Genomic DNA, 25,624 nt, shown 5'->3' on the forward strand with positions numbered 1-25,624 from the left:
TACAGAGCCAGACCGGCGCATCCGTCCCGCTCCGCTTGTGCAGGATGGCGCAGGACCGGCCGCCGCCACCCCTCCTAGCCTCGGCACGCAGGCACCAACGAGGGGCGGTACCACCGTGAACTGGCTGATCCACGACTACCGCGAGAGCGATCTCGCCGCCGTCGTCCATCTCATCGACACCACGGCCGAACTCGGCCAGGAGTCGGTCTTCTCGCTCGCCGAGTGCATCGGCGCGCTGACCTCCCGGCAGCCGGCCGTCGTCGCCGTCCACCAGGGCGCGCCGATCGGCGCGGCGCTCGCCTGCGTGGCCGGCGAACGCGCCTGGGTGATGCGGGTGGCGATCTCCTCGGCCTGGCGCGGCCGCGGCCTGGCCAGCGCGCTCCTGGTGGAGCTGGAACGGCGCCTGGTGGCCGCGCGGGTCGGGCGGATCGCGTACGTGCTGCCCGAGGAGGAACTCCTGGGCGAGGGGCTGCTGAACGCCGGGTACACGCGGCAGCCGGCCGTCGCGTACTTCGAGAAGGTCGAGCCGCTGCACGGACCGGCGGCGAATCTCCTGGACGACCTCGGCGGCCGGCTGCTGCCCGCCGACCTGTGGGCGAAGGTGGCCGGCATGGAGCGGGAGAAGGACCTGATCGAACGGCGTGTCGTGCTGCCGCTGGCCGAGCCCGAGCGGGCCGCCCGGCACGGGGTGCGCCCGCCGCGCGCGATCGGTCTGTTCGGGCCGCCCGGCACCGGCAAGACCACGTTCGCCCGGGCCATCGCCTCCCGTCTCGGCTGGCCGTTCGTGGAGATCCTGCCGTCCCGGCTCGCCGACGAGGGCAACCTGGCCGCCGCGCTGCGCGCCGCTTTCGCCCGGATCGGCGAGTTGGAGCGGGTGCTGGTGTTCATCGACGAGGTCGAGGAGATCGCGCCCGTACGCACCGAACCCGTGCAGCCCGGCGGCATGCACGGGGTGACGAACGAACTCCTCAAGCTCATCCCCGGGTTCCGGGAGCGCGACGAACGGCTGCTCGTCTGCGCCACCAACTCCATCCGCTCCCTCGACCCGGCCTTCCTGCGCCCGGGCCGTTTCGACTACCTCATCCCGATCGGTACGCCGGACAAGGCGGCCCGCGCGGCGATCTGGTCCCGCTACACGGACGCGCGGCCGGAGGTCGACGTGGACGCGCTGGTCGCGGCGAGCGAGCTGTTCACGCCCGCCGACATCGAGCACGCGGCGCGGATCGCCGCGCAGAGCTCCTTCGAGCGGGACCTCGTCGCACCGGCCGCTCCGGCCGCTCCAGGTGCGACGACAGCGGACTACCTGGACGCGATCGGGCAGTGCCGGCCGACCGTGACGCCGGAGCTGGTCGAGCAGTTCGAGTCCGACATCACGACGCACGCCCGTTTCTGAACCGAGGCCGGCCGGCCGCGCCTATCGTGGGTGCGACCACCAGCACGACTACGGGGGAGAAACGTTCCATGGGAACGAACGAGGAAGCGGAGTCGGCGGAGGGGCTTCCGGTCGTCCGCTTCGCCGACGGCGCGGAGCTGGAGAGCTGGCTCGCGGCACACCACGGCGACACGCCGGGCGGCGTGTGGCTGCTGCTCGGACGGAGCGGTTCCGGCCTCGCCTCCCCCACCTCCGACGAGATCCTGGACGCCACGCTCGCATACGGCTGGATCACCGGCAAGCGGAAGGCGCGCGACGCGGAGGCCTATCTGCAGAAGATCACGCCGCGCCGCCCGCGCAGCCTGTGGTCGCAGGTCAACGTACGGCAGGTCGAGGTGCTGCTCGCCGCCGGGCGGATGCGGGAGCCGGGGCTCGCGGAGGTGCGGGCGGCGCGGGCGGACGGACGCTGGGAAGCCGCGTACCCCTCCCAGAAGGACGCGACCGTGCCGGACGACCTGGCGGGTGCGCTGGCGGCGGAGCCGCGCGCCGCGGCGGCGTTCGAGGCGCTGGGGAAGACCGATCGTTATCTGATCATCCTCAGCCTGTGGCAGGCCCGGACGGCGAAGACCCGGGCGACCCGGATCGAGCGGGCGGTGGCACGGCTCACGGCCGGCTGACCGGCCCAGGCCCCAGGCCCAGGCCCCCAGGGATCAAGGGAGCCGTCGGCGCCGGTAGAGGACCTGGTGGGCGTCCCATTCCACGAAGGACTCGGCGTGGGTCATGCCGACGGCCTCCAGGAGGCGGCGGGAGCGCCCGTTGGCCTCCTGGGTGACGGCGACGACGCTGGGCGCCTCGCCGAGCGCGCGTTCGACCGCGGCGGCGACGGCCTCGCGGGCGTACCCCTGGCCCCAGTGCTCGGGCAGGAACTGGTACGAGACCTCCGTCTCCCCGTTCCGCCCCGCCCGCTCCACCGTGACCAGGCCCAGGACGATGCCGTCGGCGGCCCGCTCGACGGCGTGGAAGCCGGGGGCGCCGACGATCCGCTGCCGCCGGATGCGGATCACGGACTCGACCACCGGTCCGCCCAGGTGCCGCCGTACCTCCGGATCGGTCCACAGCCGGGTCACGGCGGACAGGTCGCGGGTGCGTACGGGACGCAGCACGAGCCGCTCGGTGACGAGGGGTGCGGGCGTGGACGCGCGGTCGGTGGGGTCGCTGGGGTCGGGGGCCATGTCCCGATGATGACAGGCCTCCGGGCGTACGACCCCGGGGCGGTGCGGGGCGGTGCGGGGCGGTCAGCCGCCCAGGCGCCGCTGGAGCGCGGCGAGGGCGCCGGCCCGGCGGCCGGGGACGGTGCGGCGGAGTTCCACCAGGGCGGGGCCGAGGGCGCGGGCCCTGGCCGGGTCCGCGATCTGCTCCCATTGGTGGTGGGCGCGGTCCACGGCGCCCTCGACGTCGGGTTCGTCGGGGCCCTGCCGGAGCCCGAGCCGGGCCTGGGCCGCCGCGATCCACAGCTCGCAGCTGCGGGCCGGCTCGCCCGCAAGGCGTGCCAGGTCCGCCCGCACCTCCACCCAGTGGAGGGCCTCGCCGGAGCGGGGCCCGTAGCGCCGCAGGGCGTCGCTCTCCCAGGCCGCGGCCACGGCGGCCGCCTCGCCGTGCCGGCCGGCCATGGCGGCGGCCAGGATGGCCGGATGCGGGTCCTCCGGCGCGCCGGAGGGGGAAGCGGGCTGATCCGGGACCGGGGCGACCGGCTCGGCGGTCGACGCGTCCCTCGTCTGCGGGACCTCGGCAGCGGACGAGGGTGGGTCCCCGCCCGGACGCACCAGCCGCCGTGTCGGGGGCGACTCCACGAGGGCCGGCGCCCGGACGGGCACCGGGACGGGCGCTGGGACCGGCCCCGGCCCCGGCACCGGCACCGGCACCGGGGCCGGGGCCGGGGCCGACGAGACCGGCGCCGGTGGCGCCAGCAGGATCGACTCCAGCTGCGGCGCGGTCGTGGCCGCGGCGGCAGCGGCCTCCGCGTGCAGTGCGGGCAGCGGCAGCACCGCGCCCGCACGCCAGCGGCTGGCGAAGTGGCGGAGGTAGTCGGGGGTGGTGAGGGGGCCGCGGCGGGGGAACGGGGTGAGGCGGGCGTAGAGGGGGGTCGCGGGGCCGAGGCCGAGGGCGGTGGGGTCCGTCGTGAGGCGGTGCCAGAGCTCGGGGTCGATCGACAGGTCGGCGACGACATGGGTCGTGCCGGGGCGGCGCGGGGCGAGTTCGGTGGCCAGCCAGTGCCAGGGGAGGCCGGTGTAGCGCAGGGTCGTCGGGGTGCTGCGGGCGAGCGCCAGGTGCGGGAGGCGCTGGCGGCGGTCGAGTTGGACCTGGCCGGCGAGGTAGAGGGCGAGCGGCCCGGGCGTGGCGGCGGCGGAGCGGAGGCGGGTGAGGACGGTCTGCGGGTCGAGGGGGTCCGCCAGTTCGACGACCGTCGCCATGTGCGCCCCGGCCAGCACCGCCGCGGGCACCGCCGCGAGCGCGGGCAGCACGGACGCCGCGTCGATGGCCCGTCCCCGGCCGGCCGGTGCCGCGGCCAGCAGCACGGCCGTACCCATTGCGTTCACCTCGTCGTTCACCACAGCAGCACCGTAACCCGTGCTGCCTTGGCCGAATGTCGACTGGTCCTCCTGTGGGCCTTAGGCATATGCCATAAGCACCACCGTATCGAGTGTTGCCAAATCACTTACGAGGTGTCCCGGGCTGTGCCAAAGTCGTACCCGGGCTTCACTTCCCAGACTTGGCCGCGCCACGTCGCCTGCATCGGAGTACGACATGCCGTCCCCCCTCTTCGCGGACCGTCCCGCCCAACCGCCCGAGCCGGGCGCGGTGGACGCGCTGATCTCGCAGACGCGCCGGCTGCGCGGCGAGGTGGACGCGGTGCGCCGGGACTCCGTGGCGGCGGACGAGGACGACCCGCACCATCGCTGGCAGCGCGCCCTGTGCGAGCTGGCGGTGCATCAACTCGACGATCTCGGCGCCCACTTGGGCCAGTTGAAGGCCGGTCTGCCCGGCCCCGGTCCCGGACCCGCACCCTCCGACACGGCCGCCGCCTACGCCGAGGCCGCCCTCGAGACCGTGCCCGGTCAGCGCGTCACCGGCTCGCTGCTCTCCCGGGTCGGCAGCGCCGAGTGGGATCTGCTCACCGATGACGTGCACTGGTCCGACGAGCTGTTCCAGATCTTCGGGCGCCCGCAGGAGAACGGGCCGATGTCCCTGGACGAACTGCCCTCGATGGTGTTCGCCGAGGACCAGCCGGTGCTCCAGGCGATGGTGACGGACTGTCTGATCGACGGGAAGCCGATCGACGGCGAGTTCCGCATCGTCCGCACCGACGGCCGGGTCCGCACCGTCCACATGACCGGCGAGCCGGTCCTCGACGCCGACGGCTGCACCGCCTCCATGTGGGCGGTCTTACGGGACGTCAGCGAGCTGCGCCGCAGCGAGCGCGCGGTCCGCGAGACCCGTGACAGCTTCCAGCGGCACCAGCACATCGAGCACACCGAGCGCCGGGTGGCGGTCGAGCTCCAGGAGGCCGTGCTGCCGCCCTGGCGCGGCTCGCTCCGCTTCGCCCACGACGGGCCCGCGCCGCTCGACGTCGCCGGGCACTACCTGCCGGCCGCCACACCGGGCCTCATCGGCGGCGACTGGTACGACGCCCTCGCGCTCCCCGACGGGGACGCGCTGCTCACGGTCGGCGACCTGACCGGTCACGGGGTCGCCGCGACCTCCTCCATGGCGATGCTGCTGGGCGCGCTGCGTGGCATGGCGGTGGCCGGAATCCGGCCGGGTGCCCTCATGGGGCACCTCAACCAGCTCCTGGAGACCTCCGTCCAGCCCGCCCTGGGCAGCGCGATGTGCTGCCGCTACGACCCCGCCGCCCAGCTCCTCACCTGGTCCCAGGCCGGCCACCCCGCCCCGCTGCTGTTCCGCGACGGGACGGGGCGGGCCCTGGGCCGGCCCGAGGGGGTGCTCCTCGGAGCCACGACGAGCGCGGTGTACGAGGAGGCCGAGACCCGGCTGTGCCCCGGCGACCTGCTGCTCCTGCACACCGACGGGCTGACCCGTACGGCGGGCAGGCCGGACGACTTCGCCGGTACGGAGCGGCTGCTCGGGCTCGCCGAGCGGCTGGCCGCGGCACGGGACGCGCAGGACGGCGTCCGGGCCGTCCTCGAGGAGTTCGGCGAGGGGCCGCGCGAGGACGACGCCTGCGTGATGGTGGTGCGGGTCGGGCGGTGACCCGGGTCCGCCGACAGCACTGACCTTCCGGAATCAGGAGCGGGCCCGGCCCGCTCCTTCCGCATGTGCCCCGCGGGCCACCCGCCCGCCCTTCCCGATCCTCACGCCTCTCCGCTTCTCGGGCGGTTGACCGGCGCCTTCGGCAGGGCCGTCTCGATCTCCTCCCGCAAGTGGTCGATCTTGGTGTAGCCCGCGTACTGGCCGGTGAGCCGGTACATCTCGCGGAGCCGGTCCCAGGTGCGGTGTGAGGAGGTGTCGCCCATGGAGACGAGCGCCAGGCGCGCGTAACGGTCCGCCTGCTCGGGGTCGTCGGCGATGAAGCAGGCCGAGGCCAGCGAGATGTGGTCGAACAGCTTCGAGCGGTCGTGCCCGTTCCGGCGCAGATCCAGGGCGAGTTTGGCGTGCCGCTGGGCCGTCGCCGCGGCCGCCGGGTCGTGCTCGGCGAAGGTGCGGTAGGCGAGCGCCTGCATGCCGTGGAGGTCGGCCTCGTCGAAGTTCTGCATCCAACTGGGCTTGTCCTCGCCCTTGTCGGACACGAACAGGTCCTCGGCCTCGCCGAGCGTGCGGCGCATGGCCTGGCCCCGGCCCATCGACGCCTGTGCCCAGGCCTCGATGGTGTGGAACATGGCCTTGGTGCGCGGCAACAGACGTTCGCCGGAACCGGACTTGGCGAGCTTCATCAGGTCCAGCGCCTCGTCGGGTCTGCCGAGGTGCACCATCTGCCGGGCGGCGCGGGAGAGCGCCTCGCCGGCGCGCGGCCGGTCGCCGCCCTCGCGGGCCGCGTGCGCGGCGATGACGAAGTACTTCTGTGCGGTGGGTTCGAGGCCGACGTCGTGCGACATCCAGCCGGCGAGCACCGCCAGGTTGGCGGCGACGCCCCACAGCCTGCGATGCAGGTGGTCGGGGTGGTGGTAGGCGAGCATGCCGCCCACCTCGTTCAGCTGGCCCACGACCGCCTTGCGCTGGAGGCCGCCGCCGCGGGAGGCGTCCCAGGCGCGGAACACCTCCACGGAGCGCTCCAGGGCCTCGATCTCCTCCGACCCGATGGGGGCGGCCTCGTAACGGTCGTACCCAGCGGGGTCGGCGTGGAGGGGATCGACGGCGCGGGGGGCGGCGCCGGCTCGTGCGGGGTCGGTGTGGAGCCAGTCGTGCATGGCGTTGGTGAGTGCGGAGCCGGCGACAAGCGCGGCGCCCGCGCCCACCAGGCCGCGTCGGTTGAGCATGAGGTCCATTCCCGTGAATTCGGTGAGGACCGCTGCCGTACGCTCGGGCGCCCAGGGCAGCCCGTCAGGGTTGTCGGTGTTCCTGACGTCTCGCCGCCTGCCGGCGCGCCCGTGTCGTACGAACCCGAGGTCCTCGATGGTCACGACACGGCCGAGTCGCTCGGTGAACAGTGCGGCCAGCACCCGGGGCACGGGATCACGCGGGGTCTCCCCCATGTCGATCCAGCGCCGGACCCGCGAGGTGTCGGTCGACAGCTGGGGGTGGCCCATGGCCGCCGCCTGCTTGTTGACGAGTCTCGCGAGTTCGCCCTTGGACCAGCCGGCCAGGCCGAAGAGGTCTGCCAGGCGGGTGTTGGTCTTCCCTGTCACGTCTAAGCCCCCAGGTTCTCGGCTGAGTTGACAGTAGCCCCCTGGCATAGGCCTGGCGACAATTCGCCATGGTTCGCCAGGGTGCGCTCGATGTTCCGCCACCCGCAGGGGGGTGTCAGGTAGGAACGCGCCACCCCGCCCCGTCGACCGGCCCACATTTTCCCCAGGGTGCGGACCGTTCGGGCGGGCGGGGCGACGCACGCAACTCGTCGGCACACGAAGGGATCTGTCTCCTCCATGTACACAGCATCGTCCTCCGTGTCCGCCCCGCCCCGGCCGCTCCACCGCACCCTCCAGGCCGGCACCGGACCGTATCTCGCCCCCGCGCCCGTCCAGGGCGCGGTGCGGCCGAGGCGCTGGGCGGGCAGCACCGTCCAGCCGCCCAGCGGGAGGATCGACCTGTCCGGTCCCCAGGGCGCCCAACTGCGCATGGCCATCGCGTCCGTCCACCGGATCTGCCCGGAGTTCAACCCGGTGCAGGTGCTGCGGCGCAGCAGCCGTTCGGTCCTGATCATCGGAACGACCGGGCGGACGACCGCGGTCGCGAAGTGTTTACTGGACCACTCCCCCGCGTGGGTCGAGCGGTTCCGGCACGAAATAGCTTCTTACCGTTCGTTCGTCCGGCATCGTCCGCCTGTGCGGGCGCCCCGGCTGATCGCAGCGGACCCGGAGAACTGCACCCTGGTGATCGAGCGGATGCCCGGACGGGCGGCGGCGCTGACCCGCCACCCCGTGGAGGCGCCGCCGCGGGCGGACGTGCGGGCCGTGCTCGGCGCGGTCGCCCGGCTCAACGCCTGGCGGCCGCCGGCCGGGACGTTCGACGCGCCCCTCGACTACGGGGCGCGGGTGGCGCGGTACCACGAGCTCGGTCTGTTCACCGACCGGGACCGGGACGACCTGCAGAAGCTGCTGCACGGGCTCGCACACGCGGGCGGGCGGCAGGGCATGGGTCAGTTCTGTCACGGTGACGCGCTGCTCTCGAACATCCTGCTGTCCCCGACGGGTCCGGTGCTCGTGGACTGGGAGCACGCGGGCTGGTACCTGCCGGGGTACGACCTGGCGACGCTGTGGGCGGTGCTCGGGGACGCTCCCCTGGCGCGGCGGCAGATCAGCCAGCTCGCCCAGCAGGCTGGTCCGGCGGCTCGGGACGCGTTCCTGGTGAACCTGATGATCGTGCTGACCCGGGAGATCCGGACGTACGAGACGGCGGTGCAGCGCACGATCAAGGAGGCGCCGCCCGCGGGTTCGGTGCCGGTGCCGGCCGGGACGGTCTCGCCCGGTGAGGAACAGCGGCTGCTGCTGCGGCGGCTGCACGACGACTGCGCCATGGCACGGCGGGCCGTGCGCGCGGCGGTCGGGACGCGGTAGCGAAGCGGTCCGACACAGTACGGGGGTGGCGCGCCGCGCGCCCGGTGCCGACACACCGGGGCGCGGCGCTTCGACTTTTCCGGCGAAGCGCCGGAGGGCGGCCACGGCGCCCCCAATGGTCCACACCAGTGACGCGTCGCAGGCGGGCGGGCCGCCCGCGCGAAACTCCGCCCTCCGGCTCGCGCAGCCGCTCTGACGTGGGAAATCGCCGATGTGAACAGGTGATTGACGGGACGTCCGGAAGCCGCTACCCCTGTACGGGTTCGGTTCCGCACGCCCCCCTTCCCCCCTGTCGCTGGAGGCTGCCTTGCTCCGTTCCGCGTCCCTCAGACGTGCCGCGCCCGCCGTCCTGCTGCTGCCGCTGCTCGCCCAGGTGCCGTCGGCCACCGCCGACGAGCCCGAACCCGGCTCGCTGCAGCGGCAGTTCGCGGTGGCGGCCGAGCGGCATCACGTACCGCAGAGCGTGCTGCTCGCCGTGTCGTATCTGCAGTCGCGCTGGGACGCGCACGGCGGCGCGCCGAGCGTGACCGGCGGCTACGGTCCGATGCATCTGACGGACGCGGCGACGGCCCTGACGTCGGCGCCGCACCACGCCGACGGTACGGAGGACGCGCGCGGTGACGACGCGCGGGCGCCCCGGACCGGAGCCGGAGTCGAGTCCGGCTCCCCCGCCTGGTCCGGTGAGCCGCCGGCCCGGCTGCGGACGCTCGACCGGGCGGCGGAGCTGTCCGGGCGTCCGGCGGAGCGGCTGCGGACGGACACCGCGGCGAACATCGACGGCGGCGCGGCCCTGCTCGCGGAGGCGCAGCGGGCGGCGGGGCTGCCGGCGAGCGCGGATCCGGCGGACTGGTACGGGGCGGTGGCGCGCTTCTCGGGCGCGGAGGACTCGGCGACGGCGGCGGCGTACGCGAACGACGTCTTCGACGTGATCCGCGGCGGCGAGTCGCGCACCACGGACGCGGGGCAGCGGGTGACCCTGGCGGCCGATCCGGCGGTGGTCCCGGCCACCGGGCAGCTGGCCGCGCTGGGGCTCCGGGACGCCGCGAGGGGTCCGGTGGAGTGTCCGGAGACGGTGGCCTGCGAATGGGTGCCGGCGCCGTACGAGGAGTTCGGCGACGGGGACTACGGCAACCACGACAAGGCGGACCGGCCGGTGTCGCAGTCGGTCGACTACATCGTCATCCACGACACCGAGGCGGACTGGGACACCACCCTGAAGCTGGTGCAGGACCCGACGTATGTGTCGTGGCAGTACTCGCTGCGGTCCTCGGACGGGCACGTGGCGCAGCATCTGGCGCTGAAGGACGTGGGCTGGCACGCGGGCAACTGGTTCGTGAACGCCAAGTCGGTGGGTCTGGAGCACGAGGGTTTCCTGACGTCGCCGGACTCCTGGTACACGGAGGCGATGTACCGGTCCTCGGCGCGGCTGGTGCGCTATCTGGCGAAGCGGTTCGGCATTCCGCTGGACCGGCAGCACATCCTGGGCCACGACAACGTGCCGGGGACGGTGACGTCGAGCATCAAGGGGATGCACACGGATCCGGGCCCGTACTGGGACTGGGCGCACTACTTCCAGCTGCTCGGCCGGCCGGTCACGCCGAGCGCGGGGCCGGACTCCGGGGTGGTGACCATCCGTCCGGACTACACCGCGAACCGGCCGGTGTACACGGGGTGTGTGACGGCCGGGGAGGCGTGCGCGCCGCACGGGAGCGGGGCGGTGCGCCTGCACACCGCGCCGAGCGCCGACGCGCCGCTGGTGAAGGACATCGGGCTGCGGCCGGGCGGGCAGGCCTCGACGACCGGGGTGAACGACACCGGGGCGCGGGCGTCGACCGGCCAGAGCTTCGCGGTGGCGGAGCGACGGGGCGACTGGACGGCGGTCTGGTACCTCGGGCAGAAGGCGTGGTTCCACAATCCGAAGGAGGAGCCGACGGCGGTGAACACGCGGGGGCTCGTCCTGACGCCGAAGGAGGGGGTGGCGTCGGTGCCGGTGTACGGGCGGGCGTATCCGGAGGCCTCGGCCTATCCGGCGGGGGTTCCGGTGCAGGCGGTGTCGCCGCTGCCGTACGCGCTGCTCGCGGGGCAGCGGTACGTGGTCGGGGGCCGTACCCCGGGCGAGTACCTGTTCGCTCCGACGTTCGACACGACGGGTCATGCGGTGGTGCGCGGCCGGGAGGAGTACTACGAGATCCAATTCGGCCATCGGGTCGCCTTTGTGAAGGCCGCTGACGTGCGGGTTTCGCAGGGCTGAGGGAACCGGGCCGAAAAGAGACGGGTGCCGGCGGACCGCGTAGTGGGGCGTGGTCCGGCCGGCACCTCATGGCGTTCATATGACTGTTCCGGTGTTCGCGTGGGGCCGGTGACCGAGGGGTAGGGCTCGGCCGGACGACTGCCCGACGCTCACCGAAAGGCCTCCCTGGCATGGCTCAGCCCTTCGTTCTGCCGGACTTCTATGTTCCGTATCCGGCGCGGCTCAATCCCCATCTGGAGACGGCCCGTGCGCACACCTGCGCGTGGGCGCGGGAGATGGGGATGCTGGAGGGTTCCGGCATCTGGGAGGAGGCGGACCTCCAGGCGCACGACTACGCGCTGCTCTGCTCGTACACGCACCCGGACTGCGACGCGGAGGCGCTGTCCCTGGTGACCGACTGGTACACGTGGGTGTTCTTCTTCGACGACCACTTCCTCGAGGTGTTCAAGCGCACCCCGAACCGGCCGGCCGGCAAGGCCTACCTGGACCGGCTGCCGCTGTTCATGCCGGCCGATCCGGCGGCCGGCATGCCCGAGCCGGCCAATCCGGTGGAGGCGGGGCTCGCCGACCTGTGGCGGCGCACGGTGCCGTCGATGTCGGAGGCCTGGCGGGTGCGGTTCGCCGAGGCCACCGAGGCGCTCCTGTACGAGTCGCTGTGGGAGCTCGACAACATCACCGAGGGCCGGATCGCCAATCCGGTCGAGTACGTCGAGATGCGCCGCAAGGTGGGCGGCGCGCCCTGGTCGGCGGGGCTCGTCGAGTACGCGGCGGGCGCCGAGGTGCCCGAACAGGTGGCGGGCGCACGGCCGTTGCGGGTGCTGCGGGACTCCTTCTCGGACGCGGTGCATCTGCGCAACGACCTCTTCTCGTACCAGCGTGAGGTCGAGGACGAGGGCGAGAACAGCAACGGCGTCCTGGTCCTGGAGAAGTTCCTCGGCTGTACGACGCAGGAGGCGGCCGACGCCGTCAACGACCTGCTGACCTCGCGGCTGCAGCAGTTCGAGAACACGGCGCTCGTCGAGATGCCCGCGCTGTGCGTCGAGCAGGGTCTCGGGCCGGCCGAGGCGGCGGCGATCGCCGCGTACACCAAGGGACTGCAGGACTGGCAGTCCGGCGGGCACGAGTGGCACATGCGATCCAGCCGCTATATGAACGAGGGGCTGGTGAGCGGGAGTTCACAGCCGGCCGGACTCGGCACCGCCGGACTCGGCACCTCCGCGCTCGACATCAGGAATCTGCTCGGCCGGCCGGCCCGGAACCGGGCGCGCACGCTGGCTCATGTGCCGCACCAGAAGGTGGGGCCCTCCCTGCTCCCCGAGTTCGACCTGCCGTACCCGCTGACCCTCAACCCGCACCACGCCGGGGCCAAGCGCCGCTCGGAGGAGTGGGCGGATCGGATGGGGCTGCTCGACGACATCTGGGACCGGCGGATGCTTGACGGCTTCGATCTGGCCCTGTGCGCGGCAGGGATCGACCCGGACGCCACCGAGGAGGAGCTGGACCTCGCGACCGGGTGGCTGCTCTGGGGCACCTACGCGGACGACTACTACCCGATCGTGTTCGGCCGGCCGCGCAATCTGCCGGGCGCGAAGCAGCAGACCGACCGCCTCAAGTCCGTTCTCTCGCACGCCCGTCCGGTGACGGCGTTCTCTGCGGACCATCCGCTGGAGCGTTCGCTCGCCGACCTCTGGGCGCGCACGACCGCGCCGATGGACGAGGCGGCCCGGGCGCGGCTGCGCAGGTCCGTGGAGACGATGCTGGACAGCTGGATGTGGGAGCTGCTCAACGTGGCCCAGCACCGGGTGCCGGACCCGGTCGACTACATCGAGATGCGCCGCCACACCTTCGGCTCCGAACTGACCATGCTGCTCGCCCGGCTGCGGCGGGCCGAGACGCTGCCGCCGGAGCTCTTCGACAGCGGCACGGTGCGGGCCCTGGAGGGTTCCGTCATGGACTACGGGGCGCTGATCAACGATCTGTTCTCGTACCAGAAGGAGATCGAGGTCGAGGGCGAGCTGCACAACCTGGTGCTCGTCGCGCAGACCTTCTTCGGCTGCGACTACCCGACCGCGATGCGCATGGTGGACGATCTGATGCGCGGCCGGCTGAGCCAGTACGAGCACTTGAAGAAGCACGAAGTGCCGCTCCTGTACGCCGACTTCGGGCTCGACGCGACCGGCCGGGCGGCCTTCGAGGCGTATCTGCGGGAGCTGGAGGACTGGCTCGCGGCCATCCTCCACTGGCATCGCAGCGTACGGCGGTACGGGGCCGATGACGTGCGCTCCGGCGCCGGTACGACGCCGGCGCGGCGCGGCCCGCAGGGGCTCGGCACCGCGTCGGCGCGGATCGCGACCTTGTTCGGGTCATCGGTCGGGGCGCCGGCCTGCTGAAACGCGGCGGACCGCCTCCGGAAGCTCCGGGGGCGGCCCGCACGTTCGGCCCGCAAGGGTCGGCAGGGGTCAGGGCTGGAGTCCGCGCAGCCGGTCCAGGTCGCGGCGGTCGCGCTTGGTGGGGCGGCCGGCGCCCCGGTCGCGGACGGCCGCCACGGCGACCTGTTCACGGGGCGGCGGGGGCGGGCTGTTGTCCACGAAGGCCTCGGCGGCGGCCGGCGGGCCGACCCGCTTGGTGAGCAGCTGCTTCACCTCGACGATCCGCTGCCGGCCGCCGTGGAAGACCCGGACCTCGTCGCCGGGCTTGACGGCCTGGGCGGGCTTGGCGCGCTCGCCGTTGACCTTGACGTGGCCGGCGCGGCAGGCCGCGGCGGCCTGGGAACGGGTCTTGGTGAGCCGCACGGCCCAGATCCAGCTGTCGACGCGCACCGCGCTCATCGGCCCCCGCCTTCCCGGTCAGCCCTGCTGGAAAAGTTCGGCGGGCAGCGGCTTGAGCAGCGCGTACAGGTCGTCGGTGATGGGCCGGTCCCAACTGGCGATGGTGACCAGGACGTTGTCGCTGCGGTCGAACTGCACACAGGAGATGCGGCTCTCGGAGAGCTTGAGGCGGCGCACGATCAGCAGGTTGTCGCCCTGCATCACCGGCACGTCCTCGCGGTCGAGCACCTCGACCGGCTCGTCGTTCTCCAGGGCGGCGAGCAGCTGGGCCACCTCGAAGGGGACCTGGCCGTCGGCGAGCTCGCGGGCCGGGGAGCCTTCCGGCAGATTGCCGATGATCATCGCGGGGCCGCGGCCGCCGAACAGGTCGTAGCGCAGGAACACGCCCTGGCAGCTGCCGTCGGGGGCCGGGAGCAGACCGGCGCCGAGATTGCCGGGCCAGTCCCCGGGGTCCATGGCCAGGACGTCGAAGTCCGGGCCCGCGGGTGTGGCGGCGCTGCGGCGGCGGAGGAAGGACATACCGCCATGGTACGTGCCCCGGCGCGCGTCGCGGCGCGCCGGGGCCGGGGTCACGGACCGGTGACCTGCTTGGCGCGCAGCGCGCTGTCCAGACCGGCCCGGTCGGTGCCGAGCTTGCGGTAGACGGCGGACAGCAGACGGGTGGCGGTGGTGCGGTCGACGCCGACGGCGGCGGCCGGGTCCTTCCCGGCGAGGGTGGCCTCGGCCGCGGCCCGCTCACGGGCGGTGAGCGCGTCGGTGGCGGTGGTGCGCAGCGCCCGGGGCCGCAGCCCGGCGGCCGCTAGCTCGGTGCGGGCCTCCTCGACGAGTCCGTCGGCGCCGCAGGTCTGGGCGGTCTCCAGGCCCCGGTAGAGGTGCTCGGCGGCTTCGGCGTGGCGCTCGGTGCGGCGCAGTGCGGCCCCGAGGGCGACCAGGGAGCGGGCCAGCTCGTACGCGGCCGGGGACTGGTCGAGCCAGTCGACGGACTCCTCCAGGAGCTTGATCCGCTCCTCGCCCTCGGAGACCTCGGCGGTCACCCGGAGCGCCTGGCCGATCGCGGAGGGCGCGCCGTACTGGCGGGCCCGGGCGACGGCCTCCTGGGCCGTCGCGAGGGCCCTGGCCGGGGAGGTCGGGGCCTGGGCGAGGGCGAGGTGGAGCTGCCAGGGGCAGCACGAGGGGTTGCGCTTGCCGCGCGGGTCGAGCCGCTGGCCGACGGCGGAGAGCGCGCCGAGGGCCTCCTCGGTCCGGCCAATGGCGAGCAGCAGCTCGGCGTGGACGGTCTCGCAGTCGGGGATGGTGACGGCGTTGGGGAAGGGGTCGCCGAAGTCGTGTTCGCGGGCGACCCGCTCGGCCTCGTCCGTACGGCCGCGGGCCAGCAGGATCTCGATCATGACGCCGGTGGCGTACCAGAGGGCGGGGGTGCGGGGGCCGACGCGCTCGGCGAGGCGGAGTCCTGCGCGGGCGAAGTCCTCCGCCTCCATGAGCCGGCCGCGCCGGAAGCGGATGTAGCCGATGAGGGTGTACGCGAAGGCGAGGTGGGCGCCGCGCCAGCCCTGCTTCTCGAACTCGGCGGTGCCGGCGGCGAAGAGCTCCTCGGCGCGGCCGGGCCGGTCGGCGTAGAGGTGGAGCAGGGCGACGAGGACCGGGACCTCGAAGTTGCGGCTCTCGTCGGCCCAGGTGAGGCCGCCTTCGAGGGCGCGTTCGGCGTGGCGGAGGGCGACGGTGGCGGGTTCGGCGCGCAGGGTGGCGTCCCAGGCGCGCAGGCCGATGATGTACCGCTCGGTGAGGTCGCGGCCGCTGAGCCGGTCGGCGAGGGTGGCGAGGCGCCGGGAGCGGGCGGGCGACTCGGGTTCGTCGGCGCGCAGGGCGTCCCACAGGAACTTCTCGGCCTGCATGCGCAGCTTGCTGCGGGCGTCGGTGGTCGGCTGGCGGGTCTCGCGTTCGAGCAGTTCGGAGGCCTCGACGAGGCGGTCGCTGTGGGCGAGGACCTGGGCGAGGCGGTAGACGATGCCGTGCCGCAGGGCGGGGTCGGCGACCGGCTCCTCCAGGGCGGCGCGCAGATGGTTGACGGTGGTGGCGGGTTCGGTGAGCAGCGAGGCGCAGCCGAGCTCGAAGAGCACGGCCGCGCGCTCGTCGTAGTCCGGGGGTTCGCGCAGGGCGCGGACGAGATAGCGGCGGGCGGTGTCGGGCGCGCCGGCCCGCAGGGTCTCCTGGGCTGCGGCGCGCAGGTGCTGGACCACCCACGGGTCGCCCTCGGGGTGGGTCTCGACGAGGTGGCGGGCCGCGGCGGTGGGGCCGAGTCCGGCGTCGACGACGCACCACGCGGCCTGGCCGTGGAGGGCGACGCGGGTGGCCGCCGGGATGGCGTCGTAGACGGCGGAGGCGATGAGCGGGTGGACGAATTCGAGGGTGTCGGACTCCGGGTCGACGGGTTCGGCGAGCACGCGGGCCTGGCGCAGCAGGGTGGCGCTGCGGGCGACGTCCTCGCCGCCGAGCCCGGCGACGGCCCCGGCCAGCTGCGGGGAGATCTCGGTGCCGAGGACGCCGCAGGCCCAGGCGAGGCGGACGGTGGCGGTGCCGAGGCGTTCGATCTGGGCGATCAGTCCGCTGCCCTTGACGGCGGCGGCGAGGTCGCGCAGGGCGTGGGCCCGGTCGGCGACGGGCTCCAGGCCGCGGTCGCGGATGCGGGCGGCGAGTTCGACGGCCTCGAAGGGGTTGCCGGAGGTGACCTCCCAGCATTCCTGGCAGACGGCGTCGTCGGCGTGGGTGCCGACCCGGTCGCGGACAAGCCGGGCGATGGCGCCGGAGGTGAGGGGTTCCAGGCCGAGCGGGCGCTGCCCGGACCGGCGGCCGGTGAACTCCTCGCCGGTGTCCGGGAGTTCGTCGGGCCGGTAGGCGACGACGAGGAGCATGGGGAGCTCCTCGGCGCGCGGCGAGAAGGCGGAGAGCCAGCCGAGGGATTCGGGGTCGGCCCAGTGGGCGTCGTCGAGGAAGACGACGAGCGGGGCGCGGCGCACGGCCAGGTGGGTGAGCACCCAGTCGAGTCCGTCGCGCAGGCCCTGCGGGTCGGGCGGGGAACCCTCGGCGGCGGTGCACAGACCCAGGGCGGGGCCGACGATGTCGTACCAGCTGCCGAGGCGTTCCCTCAGTTCGGTGCGGGAGGCGGCGGCCAGCTGGGGCTGGAGGAGCTGGCGGGCGACGTGGAAGGCGACCCGCTGTTCCTGGTCGCCGCCGCGGGCGGACAGCACGGTGCAGCCCTTGGCCGCGGCACGGCGGCGGATCTCGGCGAGCAGGGTGGTCTTGCCGAGGCCGGCGGGCGCGGCGTAGGCGAGGACGCCGCCGCGGCGGACGGTGCGGCCCGCGGGACCGGGGCCGAAGCCGGGACCCTGGTCGGGGGTCGCGACGGCGTCGGACGTGCCGGTGTCGGGGCCGGTCGAGCCCTTGACCAGGCGGAGGGTCGGCGGGGTGAGGGCGTGCCGGGGCCTGGGGACGCGGTCGGGGCGCTCGCCGGGGCGGGCCGCGCCGCCGGCCTCGGGCCCGCCGAGGAAGCCGCCGGGTCCCGCCGGTCCCGGGGCCACGCCGTCGGTGCCGTACCCGACGAGCAGGTTCAACGCCTCTTCCGCCGCCGCGAGTTCGGCCTCGCGCTCGAAGAGGCCGAAGCCCCGACCGGCTCGGCCGCCGGTGTGTGCTGCCATCGTCCACCCCCACGCCGGGGGCGCACGCCCGGCGCACAGGGGATGCGTCCGGGGCGGTGGCCCCATCAAAGGCCCAGCGTACGCGGGGATGCGCCCCGAGGGGGCCGGATTGTGGCGGATGCGCGATTCCGGACCGTACGGGACCAACGGCCTCCGCCCTCCGCCGGGTTCGCGCAGCTCACGGGCGCGGCGCGCACGGCTCTCGCGCGCCCCCGGGCCACCGCGCCGGCGCGACCGCGCACGCCCGGCCGTCTCAGGTCAGGTCGAACTCTCCGTCACGCGCGTTCACCACGAAGGCGCGCCACTCGGCCGGGCTGAACACGACCGACGGGCCCCCGGGTGTCCGTCCGTTGCGCATCGCGATGAAGCCCTCCACGAACGCGATCTGGACGTCGCCCACGCCGCGGCTGCCGGAGCGCCAGTCCGCCCCCGCCAGGTCGAGGTCCGGCGCGTCCCGCCCGGTGAGGCCGTGCTGGGTCGGGCCGTTCCGGGTGAGGCCGTGCTGGGTGAGGCCTTGCTGGCTGATGGGGCCGGTGATGGTGCTGTCCGCCACGTCCGTGCTCCTCTCGCGACGCCCGCGTCACGCTCTGCGGCTGGGCCGGGCCTCAGCGTAGCGACCGGCCCGGACCGCCGACACCCCTCAGACGGCGGGCGGCCGGTCGCCGACCAGCCACATGGCGAAGAACTGCGCGCCCCCGCCGTACGCGTGGCCGAGCGCCGTGCGCGCCCCCTCGACCTGGTGTTCGCCCGCCCGGCCGCGTACCTGCAGGGCGGCCTCGGCGAAGCGGATCATGCCGGAGGCGCCGATGGGGTTGGTGGAGAGCACGCCGCCGGAGGGGTTCACGGGCAGGTCGCCGTCGAGTTCGGTGACCCCGGCCTCGGTGAGCTTCCAGCCCTCGCCCTCCTCCGCGAAGCCCAGGTTCTCCAGCCACATCGGCTCGTACCAGGAGAACGGCACGTACATCTCGACGGCGTCGATCTGGCGGCGGGGGTCGGTGATCCCGGCCTGCCGGTAGACGTCGGCGGCGCAGTCCCGGCCGGCCCGCGGGGAGACGAAGTCCTTGCCGGCGAAGAGCGTCGGCTCGCTGCGCATGGCGCCGCCGAGCAGCCAGGCCGGCGGATGGGGCGAACGGGCCGCGCCGGTCCGGTCGGTGAGGATCATGGCGCAGGCGCCGTCGGAGGACGGGCAGGTCTCGGAGTAGCGGATCGGGTCCCACAGCATCGGGGACGCCTGCACCTTCTCCAGGGTGAGGTCGTGCTCGTGGAGATGGGCGTACGGGTTCTTCAGCGCGTTGCGGCGGTCCTTGTACGCGACGAGGGAGCCGATCGTGTCGGGGGCGCCGGTGCGGCGCATGTAGGCACGCACGTGCGGGGCGAAGAAGCCGCCCGCGCCGGCGAGCAGCGGCTGCTGGAAGGGCACGGGCAGCGACAGGCCCCACATGGCGTTGGACTCGGACTGCTTCTCGAAGGCGAGGGTGAGGACGGTGCGGTGCACCCGGGCGGCGACCAGGTTGGCGGCGACCAGGGCGGTGGATCCGCCGACCGAACCGGCGGTGTGGACCCGGAGCATGGGCTTGCCGACCGCGCCGAGCGCGTCGGCGAGGTACAGCTCCGGCATCATGACGCCCTCGAAGAAGTCGGGGGCCTTGCCGATGACGACGGCGTCGATGTCCGCCCAGCTCAGTCCGGCGTCCGCGAGGGCCCGCTGGGCGGCCTCGCGGACCAGCCCGGCGAGGGAGACGTCGTGGCGGGCGGCGACGTGCTTGGTCTGGCCGATGCCGACGACGGCGACGGGTTCCTCAGACACGGTTCTCCCCTTCCAGGACGGCGACGAGGTTCTGCTGCAGGCAGGGTCCCGAGGTGGCGTGGGCGAGGGCGCGGTCGGACTCGCCGCGGTGGATCCGGGCGGCGGCCTCGCCGAGCCGGATCAGGCCCGCGGCCATCACGGGGTTGGCGGCGAGGGCGCCGCCGGAGGGGTTGACGCGGACCTCGTCGCCGAGGCGGAGGGCCTTGCGCAGCACGACCTCCTGGGAGCTGAAGGGCGCGTGGAGCTCGGCGGTGTCGACGGGCCGGCCGGCGGCCGGGTCGAAGGCGCCGGCCCGTTCGGCGGCGAGCCGGGTGGAGGGCGAGTCGGTGAGGTCGCGGACACCGAGCGCGTGCGCCTCGATGCGGTGGTCCATGCCGGTGATCCAGGCGGGCCGGGCGCACAGTTCGCGGGCCCGGTCCCCGGCGGCCAGGATGACAGCGGCGGCGCCGTCGCCGACCGGCGGGCAGTCGCCGGTGCGCAGCGGCGCGACCTGGTACGGACCCTGCGGGCGGGCGCCGCGGAGCTGGGCGTGCGGGTTGGCGGCGGCGTCCTCGCGGCTGCGGGCGGCGATCGCGGCGAGCGCCGTCTCGTCGGTGTCGCCGGCGTCGACGAGGGCCTGGGCCTGGAGCGCGGCGAGGGCCACGGAGTCGGGCCAGAGCGGGGCGACGTAGTACGGGTCGAGCTGACGGCTGAGCACGTCGCGCACGGAGCCCGGCGAGGACTTGCCGTAGGCGTAGACGAGGGCGGTGTCGGCCTCGCCGGTGAGCAGCTTGACCCAGGCCTCGTACAGCGCCCAGGCGCCGTCCGCCTCGACGTGGGACTCGGAGATCGGCGGCCAGGCGCCGACGCCGTCGAGCGCCATGGTGAAGGAGAAGGCGCGGCCGGCGAGGTAGTCGGAGGAGCCGGAGCAGGTGAAGCCGATGTCGGAGGTCTTGAGGCCGGTCTGCCGCAGCACGTCGTGGAGGACCGGCATGAGCATCTCGACCTCGGAGAGGTCGTCGGTGCGCCGGGTGTGGTCGGTCTGGGCGAAGGCGACGATCGCCACCTCCCGGCTCGGGCGCGCAGCGCTCACAGCAGCTCCTTGTACGTGTCGTAGTCGGCGTCCGGCTCGCCGCTGGGCCGGTAGTGGTCGGGGTAGCGGCCGCCCTCGGTCCACACGGGTTCGACCCGCATGCCCATCCGGACCTGGTCGTACGGGATGCCGCCGATCCGCCCGTGCAGGGCGAGGCCGGCGCCGTCCAGGGCGATGTGGGCGTAGACGTACGGCACCTCGATGTCGAGGTGGCGCGCCTTGATGTTGACGATGCAGAAGGTGGTGACCGTGCCGCGCGGCCCGACCTCGACGCGCTCGGTGGTGGCGACCCCGCAGGTGGGGCAGGCGCCGCGGGGCGGCACGTACACCTTGGCGCAGGAGGGGCAGCGTTCGCCGACGGTACGGCGCTCGGCGAGCGACCGCAGCCAGGCGGTCTGGGCGCGGCCGGGGGTGTAGTCGTAGTCCAGCCGGGCGGGGGTGACGATGCCGGTGACGGGGTCGCCGAACACGCCGTCGTGCGGGCGGGGTCGGGGCTCCGGCGGGGCGCCCTCGTACGGCTCGAAGCAGGCGATGTCCGTGATGGCGCCCTCGCGCTCGGCGGCCCACCGGATCCGCACCCGCATCCCGGTGCGGACGGCCTCGGGGCCGGGCACGGCGAGGACGTGCAGCAGCGCGGTGTCGGCGCCGTCGGGGCGGACGAGGACCCAGGCGAAGGGGGTGGCGAGCGGCTGGCCGGGGCGCGGCTCGGGGTTCCAGGCCCAGGTGGTGACGGTGCCGGTGTCGCCGAGGGCGACGAGTTCGCGCAGTTCGGCGGCGGTCTCGGGGTCGTACTCGACGGGCGGCACGAGGATCCGTCCGGCCTCGGTGCGCACACCGAGGAGGGTGCGTTCGCGCAGTCCGGTGAGGAAGGCGGACTGGACGGGGCCGAGGGAGCGGGTGAAGGGGAACTCGACGACGAGGGGGGCGCGGAGCGCCTCCGGCGGTGGGGTGACGGTCATGGGCGGTCTCCTTGGGTGGGTGGGAGTGCGGGGTGCGGGTGGGGCGCCTGCGGCGGGCTGTCCCCCACCCCGCCCCTTCCCGAAACCGGGGGCTCTGCCCCCGCGCCTCGAACGCCGGCGGGGCTGGACTTCTGCGGCAAGGGGCGGGGCTGGTCACTCCCGGCGGTACACCGGCGCACGCTTCTCCGCGAAGGCCGTGGCGCCCTCCTTCGCGTCCGCCGTCGCGAAGATCGGCCAGCCCCGCTCCAACTCCGCCGCGAGGCCGTCCTCCTCCGTCATCTCGGCCGTCTCGTAGACCGACGCCTTCACCGCCTCCACCGCCAGCGGCCCGCACGCATTGATCCGCTCGGCGATCTCAAGGGCCGCGTCCAGCGCCGTGCCGTCCGGCACGACGTGCCCGATCAGCCCGATCCCGGCCGCTTCCTCCGCGGTGTACGGGCGGCCGGTGAGGAGCATTTCGAGGGCGTGGGTGCGGGGGATCTGGCGGGGCAGGCGGACGGTGGAGCCGCCGATCGGGAAGAGGCCGCGGCGGACCTCGAAGAGGCCGAAGGTGGCGGAGGCGCCGGCCACTCGGATGTCGGTGCCCTGGAGGATCTCGGTGCCGCCGGCCACGCAGTGGCCCTCGACGGCGGCGATGACCGGTTTGCGCGGGCGGTGGTGGCGCAGCATGGCCTTCCAGTGCAGGTCGGGGTCGGCCTTCATGCGGTCCCGGTAGCGGTCGCCGCCCGCCATGCCGTCCCCGGCGAGCGCCTTGAGGTCCATGCCGGCGCAGAACGAGCCGCCGGCGCCGGTGAGGACGACGGAGCGGACGGTGTCATCGGCGTCGGCGGCGAGCCAGCCGTCGTGGAGGCCGACCAGCATCGGCAGCGAGAGCGCGTTCTTCGCCTCGGGCCGGTTGAGGGTGAGGACGAGTGTGGCGCCCTCGCGCCGCACGGTGAGGTGCTCGGTTCCGCGGTGTTCGGTGCCGCCGCTCATGGATGTCTCCCGTCGTCGCCCGTCATCGCCCGTCGGCATTTCTGGAACAGGTTGCAGGAGTCGCGAGGCCACTTCAATAGTTTTCTGACACCTAGTCAGATTCTTCTGCGCGGGCTCTTCCCACCTCCGCCCATCGGCGCTCTAATGACGGTCCCCGGCGGGCCAGGATCAGGAGGAACGGTGGAGTACAACCTTGCCGACCTGTTCGAATCGGTCGTCGACGTGGTCCCGGACCGCGAGGCGCTGGTGTACGTCGACCACCCCGGCACCGGAGCGGAGCGCCGGCTGACCTATGCCGAGCTGGACGCCGCCGCCAACCGGCTGGCCCACCATCTGATCGACGCAGGCCTGAAGCCCGGCGAGCACCTCGGCCTCCATCTGTACAACGGCGTCGAATACCTGCAGACCGTGCTCGCCTGCCTCAAGGCACGGCTGGTGCCGGTCAATGTCAACTACCGGTACGTGGAAGAGGAGTTGGTCTACCTCTACCGCGACGCCGATCTGGCCGCGCTCGTCTTCGACGCCGAGTTCACGGCGCGCGTCGCGGGCGCCCTGCCGCAGACGGAGAAGCTGCGGCACCTCGTGCGGGTGGGGACCCTGCCCGAGGACGCGCCCGAGGACGCGCCCGAGGACGCGCCCTCCCTCGGCTGCGTGGAGTTCACGGCGGCCGAGGCGGCCGGATCAGCGGAGCGGGGCTTCGCGCCGCGCTCGCCCGACGACCTCTTCATCATCTACACCGGCGGCACCACCGGCATGCCGAAGGGGGTGATGTGGCGTCAGGAGGACCTGTTCTTCGCGGGCCTGTTCGGCGGGGACCCGAGCGGCGAGCCGGTGAAGCGGCCCGAGGAGCTGGCCGAGCGGGTCGCGGCCGGCGGGGCGGGGATCACCTTCTTCCCCACTCCCCCGCTGATGCACGGCACGTCCACGCTCACCTCGTTCATCGCCTTCGACTACGGGCAGCGGGTGGTCATCCACCGCAAGTACGTGCCCGAGGAGGTGCTGCGCACCATCGAGAAGGAGAAGGTGTCCAGCGTCTCCCTGGTCGGCGACGCGATGCTCCGGCCGCTGGTCGACGCGCTGCACGGGCCGCTGAAGGGCACCGATCTGTCCTCGCTGTTCAGCCTGTCGTCCTCCGGCGCGATCATGTCGGACACGGTGCGCGACGAGTTCCGGGCGCTCGCGCCGAACGTGCTCCTGCTCAACAACTTCGGTTCTTCCGAGTCCGGTTCGAACGGGCGGGCCACCGACGACTCCGGCCCCGACAAGGGCTTCCGGCTGGTCGTCAACGAGCGCACCCAGGTGGTCGACCCGGCCACCCACGAGCCGGTGCCGGTCGGCGAGGTCGGCCGGCTCGCGCAGCGCGGGCACGTGCCGCTCGGCTACTACAACGACCCGGTGAAGACCGCCGAGACCTTCTTCCGGAAGGGCGCCGAACGCTGGGTGCTGCTCGGCGACATGGCCACCGTCGACGAGGAGGGCATCGTCACCGTCCTCGGCCGCGGCTCGCAGTGCATCAACACCGGCGGCGAGAAGGTCTATCCGGAGGAGGTCGAGCAGGCACTCAAGTCCCATCCGGACGTGTACGACGCGCTGGTCGCCGGAGTGCCCGACGCGAAGTGGGGCAACCATGTGGCCGCCGTCGTCCAGCTCCGCGACGGGGCCGCGCCGCTCGACCTGACGGCCGTCCAGGACCACTGCCGCACCCGGCTCGCCGGATACAAGGTGCCGCGCCAGCTGGTGCTCACCGACACCATCCAGCGCTCCCCCAGCGGCAAGGCCGACTACCGCTGGGCCCGTTCGGTGGCGGCTGAGGCGGACAGCGCCTGACCGTCCGGCTCCGCCGGGCGGCGGTCAGACCCCGAACTCCCGCAGCGCCTCCAGGAACTGCCGCGGCCGCTTCTCGTGGATCAGATGCCCGGCCTTGATGGTGACGAGCCAGGCGTCCTGGATCTCCTCCGCCATCCAGGCCAGCTGCTCCTGCGGCAGATGACTGCTCTTTCCGCCGGCCACGATCAGGGTGGGGCGGGAGATCTCGGGGAGTTCCGTGCGCCAGGCCGGGTCGGGCTCGTTCAGCTGGGCGTCGGTCGCGGCGACCACCGCCCAGTCGAAGCCGAGCGGCCCGTCCGGGCGTTCCACGAAGCCGCGCGGCGGGTCGAGCGGGAAGAAGACCGGCGTGTCCTCCAGGACGAGCCGGTCGAGCAGCTCCGTCTCGCGCTGGGCGAGGAGGTACACGGCCGCCCCGCCCATCGAGTGGCCGACGACGGCGGGACGGACCAGGCCGAGGGCCTTCACGAAGCCGGCGAGCTCGTCGCGGAAGACGTCGAAGCCGTAGTGCCCGGGCCAGTCGCTGAGTCCGTGGCCGCGCAGGTCGAGCGCGTACACCCGCCGGTCGGCGGCGAGTCCGGCCGCGATCTCGGCCCAGTTCGTGCTGTTCTCGCCGCGGCCGTGCACCAGGACGACCGGCGGCGCGCCCTCGGGGCCGCTGACCCGGTAGGCGAGCCGGACGCCGTCGACGGTGACGGTGCGCACCTCGGGGTCGAGGAAGGCGGCGACCGGGCGGACGAAGGCGCCGGCGTCGTCGATCCACGGGTAGTGGCCGGCGCCGGGCTGTACGACGAGCTCGGCGTGCGGGAAGCAGGCGGCGAACTCGGCGGCCCGCGCCGGGCTGGGGCCGGCGTCGTACCCGCCCGCGAGGACGAGGACGGGTGCGGTCAGCTCGCGCAGCGCGGCGCGGGTGGCCTCGGGGTCGAAGGCGCCGGGCGCGTAGAAGGCGCTCGCCGCCGCCCAGTTCATCTCGGTCGCGGCGCCCGCCGCGTGGGCGCGGGCGGCCTCGTCCCAGCGCCCGTACCCGAACGGCATGACGATCTCCGCCTCCTCCTGCAGCGGGGTGTCCGGTCCTATGCCCTCCAGGGCGGCCCGGGCGGCCGGGTACCAGTCCTGGTCCGCGAAGACCTCGGCGGCGGTGTCCCACTCCTCGTCGGAGATCTCGATGCCGACCGCCCGCGTGCCGCCGGTGACCAGGACGAGGGAGCGGATCCGGCCGGGGTGCGCGGCGGCGTACAGGGTGGCGAGGGCGGCACCCGCCGAGTGCCCGAGCAGGTCGATCCGCTCCAGACCGAGGTGGGCGCGGAGCGCCTCCACGTCCGCGACCTGCCGGTCGCAGCGGTAGCTCGCCGGGTCGTCGGGGGTCGCGCTCGCGCCGACGCCTCGCTGGTCGGGGATGATCAGGGTGCGGTGGGCGGCAAGGCCGCCGAGGTCGCCGAGGTAGGCCGCGTCGCGCATGGGCCCGCCGGGCAGCACGACGAGGGGTTCCCCGGTGCCGAGGGTGCGGTAGGCGAGGGTGGTTCCGTCGTACGCGGTGAACTGAGGCATGGTCGTGATCATGGGCGGTGCCCGCCGGGTGCGGCAACCGGGTTTCGCTGTCGGCGCGATACGGTGG

At 73.9% G+C, this 25,624-nt stretch carries 19 protein-coding genes; 7 read left to right on the plus strand and 12 right to left on the minus strand.

What is annotated here, in order from left to right; translation table 11 throughout:
- Window positions 1-115 precede the first annotated feature (115 nt).
- Together KV205_RS11890 and KV205_RS11895 are read left to right on the plus strand one after the other, a co-directional pair.
- The gene (locus tag KV205_RS11890) at window positions 116-1,393 is read left to right on the plus strand and encodes an ATP-binding protein (protein ID WP_265864143.1); all 1,278 of its coding nucleotides are present in this window, start codon (window positions 116-118) and stop codon (window positions 1,391-1,393) included.
- 68 nt (window positions 1,394-1,461) lie between these two features.
- A complete protein-coding gene (locus tag KV205_RS11895; protein ID WP_265864144.1) occupies window positions 1,462-2,049 on the plus strand; it encodes a YdeI family protein in 588 nt (195 codons plus the stop codon).
- Between the two features lie 33 nt (window positions 2,050-2,082).
- Here the strand turns inward: KV205_RS11895 and KV205_RS11900 are convergent, their stop codons facing one another.
- Window positions 2,083-2,604: a GNAT family N-acetyltransferase gene (locus tag KV205_RS11900; protein ID WP_265864145.1), complete on the minus strand. Its 522-nt coding sequence runs from the start codon at window positions 2,602-2,604 to the stop codon at window positions 2,083-2,085.
- Between the two features lie 63 nt (window positions 2,605-2,667).
- Window positions 2,668-3,960, minus strand: coding sequence for a hypothetical protein (locus KV205_RS11905; protein ID WP_265864146.1), 1,293 nt, complete (start codon window positions 3,958-3,960; stop codon window positions 2,668-2,670).
- A 217-nt stretch (window positions 3,961-4,177) separates the two neighbouring features.
- Here KV205_RS11905 and KV205_RS11910 point away from each other — a divergent pair, with 217 nt between their 5' ends.
- Window positions 4,178-5,641: a PP2C family protein-serine/threonine phosphatase gene (locus tag KV205_RS11910; protein WP_265864147.1), complete on the plus strand. Its 1,464-nt coding sequence runs from the start codon at window positions 4,178-4,180 to the stop codon at window positions 5,639-5,641.
- Between the two features lie 101 nt (window positions 5,642-5,742).
- Here the strand turns inward: KV205_RS11910 and KV205_RS11915 are convergent, their stop codons facing one another.
- The gene (locus KV205_RS11915; RefSeq protein WP_265864149.1) at window positions 5,743-7,233 is read right to left on the minus strand and encodes a hypothetical protein; all 1,491 of its coding nucleotides are present in this window, start codon (window positions 7,231-7,233) and stop codon (window positions 5,743-5,745) included.
- A 237-nt stretch (window positions 7,234-7,470) separates the two neighbouring features.
- On the opposite strand from KV205_RS11915, the gene KV205_RS11920 reads away from it, so the two are divergent.
- The 3 genes from KV205_RS11920 to KV205_RS11930 all read left to right on the plus strand — a co-directional run bounded on the left by KV205_RS11920 (window position 7,471) and on the right by KV205_RS11930 (window position 13,242).
- Window positions 7,471-8,601, plus strand: a complete 1,131-nt coding sequence (locus KV205_RS11920; RefSeq protein WP_265864150.1) for an aminoglycoside phosphotransferase family protein — start codon at window positions 7,471-7,473, stop codon at window positions 8,599-8,601.
- Window positions 8,602-8,908: 307 nt separating this feature from the next.
- Window positions 8,909-10,852 carry an N-acetylmuramoyl-L-alanine amidase gene (locus tag KV205_RS11925; protein WP_265864151.1) on the plus strand — a complete coding sequence of 648 codons (1,944 nt, stop codon included), beginning with the start codon at window positions 8,909-8,911 and terminating at the stop codon, window positions 10,850-10,852.
- 170 nt (window positions 10,853-11,022) lie between these two features.
- Window positions 11,023-13,242 carry a germacradienol/geosmin synthase gene (locus tag KV205_RS11930; RefSeq protein WP_265864153.1) on the plus strand — a complete coding sequence of 740 codons (2,220 nt, stop codon included), beginning with the start codon at window positions 11,023-11,025 and terminating at the stop codon, window positions 13,240-13,242.
- A gap of 69 nt (window positions 13,243-13,311) precedes the next feature.
- Here the strand turns inward: KV205_RS11930 and KV205_RS11935 are convergent, their stop codons facing one another.
- From KV205_RS11935 to KV205_RS11970, 8 genes are all read right to left on the minus strand, one after another.
- Window positions 13,312-13,680 (minus strand): RNA-binding S4 domain-containing protein, encoded by a 369-nt coding sequence (locus KV205_RS11935; protein ID WP_265864154.1) that lies wholly within the window; start codon window positions 13,678-13,680, stop codon window positions 13,312-13,314.
- Between the two features lie 18 nt (window positions 13,681-13,698).
- A complete protein-coding gene (locus KV205_RS11940; protein ID WP_265864155.1) occupies window positions 13,699-14,199 on the minus strand; it encodes a hypothetical protein in 501 nt (166 codons plus the stop codon).
- A gap of 50 nt (window positions 14,200-14,249) precedes the next feature.
- Window positions 14,250-17,372 carry an AAA family ATPase gene (locus KV205_RS11945; protein WP_265864156.1) on the minus strand — a complete coding sequence of 1,041 codons (3,123 nt, stop codon included), beginning with the start codon at window positions 17,370-17,372 and terminating at the stop codon, window positions 14,250-14,252.
- Between the two features lie 253 nt (window positions 17,373-17,625).
- Window positions 17,626-17,898 carry a DUF397 domain-containing protein gene (locus KV205_RS11950; protein ID WP_265864447.1) on the minus strand — a complete coding sequence of 91 codons (273 nt, stop codon included), beginning with the start codon at window positions 17,896-17,898 and terminating at the stop codon, window positions 17,626-17,628.
- A gap of 114 nt (window positions 17,899-18,012) precedes the next feature.
- Window positions 18,013-19,179: a thiolase domain-containing protein gene (locus KV205_RS11955; protein ID WP_265864157.1), complete on the minus strand. Its 1,167-nt coding sequence runs from the start codon at window positions 19,177-19,179 to the stop codon at window positions 18,013-18,015.
- Window positions 19,172-20,251: a thiolase domain-containing protein gene (locus KV205_RS11960; RefSeq protein WP_265864158.1), complete on the minus strand. Its 1,080-nt coding sequence runs from the start codon at window positions 20,249-20,251 to the stop codon at window positions 19,172-19,174. Before KV205_RS11960 ends, KV205_RS11955 begins: the two co-directional genes overlap by 8 nt.
- Window positions 20,248-21,210, minus strand: coding sequence for a Zn-ribbon domain-containing OB-fold protein (locus KV205_RS11965; protein WP_265864159.1), 963 nt, complete (start codon window positions 21,208-21,210; stop codon window positions 20,248-20,250). Before KV205_RS11965 ends, KV205_RS11960 begins: the two co-directional genes overlap by 4 nt.
- 153 nt (window positions 21,211-21,363) lie before the next feature.
- A complete protein-coding gene (locus KV205_RS11970) occupies window positions 21,364-22,185 on the minus strand; it encodes a crotonase/enoyl-CoA hydratase family protein (protein ID WP_265864160.1) in 822 nt (273 codons plus the stop codon).
- A 180-nt stretch (window positions 22,186-22,365) separates the two neighbouring features.
- Between KV205_RS11970 and KV205_RS11975 the strand changes: the two genes are divergently transcribed.
- A complete protein-coding gene (locus KV205_RS11975; RefSeq protein WP_265864161.1) occupies window positions 22,366-24,012 on the plus strand; it encodes an acyl-CoA synthetase in 1,647 nt (548 codons plus the stop codon).
- 24 nt (window positions 24,013-24,036) lie between these two features.
- Here the strand turns inward: KV205_RS11975 and KV205_RS11980 are convergent, their stop codons facing one another.
- A complete protein-coding gene (locus KV205_RS11980; RefSeq protein WP_265864162.1) occupies window positions 24,037-25,557 on the minus strand; it encodes an alpha/beta fold hydrolase in 1,521 nt (506 codons plus the stop codon).
- Window positions 25,558-25,624: the final 67 nt, after the last annotated feature.

Origin of the sequence: Streptomyces sp. SKN60, assembly GCF_026236535.1 — a bacterium.
Classification (GTDB): Bacteria; Actinomycetota; Actinomycetes; order Streptomycetales; family Streptomycetaceae; genus Streptomyces.

Coding starts and splice junctions, on each gene's coding strand:
- KV205_RS11895 (WP_265864144.1), top strand. CDS start 1,462: ATGGGAACGAACGAGGAAGCGGAGTCGGCGGAGGGGCTTCCGGTCGTC.
- KV205_RS11900 (WP_265864145.1), bottom strand. CDS start 2,604: ATGGCCCCCGACCCCAGCGACCCCACCGACCGCGCGTCCACGCCCGCA.
- KV205_RS11905 (WP_265864146.1), bottom strand. CDS start 3,960: ATGGGTACGGCCGTGCTGCTGGCCGCGGCACCGGCCGGCCGGGGACGG.
- KV205_RS11910 (WP_265864147.1), top strand. CDS start 4,178: ATGCCGTCCCCCCTCTTCGCGGACCGTCCCGCCCAACCGCCCGAGCCG.
- KV205_RS11920 (WP_265864150.1), top strand. CDS start 7,471: ATGTACACAGCATCGTCCTCCGTGTCCGCCCCGCCCCGGCCGCTCCAC.
- KV205_RS11930 (WP_265864153.1), top strand. CDS start 11,023: ATGGCTCAGCCCTTCGTTCTGCCGGACTTCTATGTTCCGTATCCGGCG.
- KV205_RS11935 (WP_265864154.1), bottom strand. CDS start 13,680: ATGAGCGCGGTGCGCGTCGACAGCTGGATCTGGGCCGTGCGGCTCACC.
- KV205_RS11940 (WP_265864155.1), bottom strand. CDS start 14,199: ATGTCCTTCCTCCGCCGCCGCAGCGCCGCCACACCCGCGGGCCCGGAC.
- KV205_RS11945 (WP_265864156.1), bottom strand. CDS start 17,372: ATGGCAGCACACACCGGCGGCCGAGCCGGTCGGGGCTTCGGCCTCTTC.
- KV205_RS11965 (WP_265864159.1), bottom strand. CDS start 21,210: ATGACCGTCACCCCACCGCCGGAGGCGCTCCGCGCCCCCCTCGTCGTC.
- KV205_RS11970 (WP_265864160.1), bottom strand. CDS start 22,185: ATGAGCGGCGGCACCGAACACCGCGGAACCGAGCACCTCACCGTGCGG.
- KV205_RS11980 (WP_265864162.1), bottom strand. CDS start 25,557: ATGCCTCAGTTCACCGCGTACGACGGAACCACCCTCGCCTACCGCACC.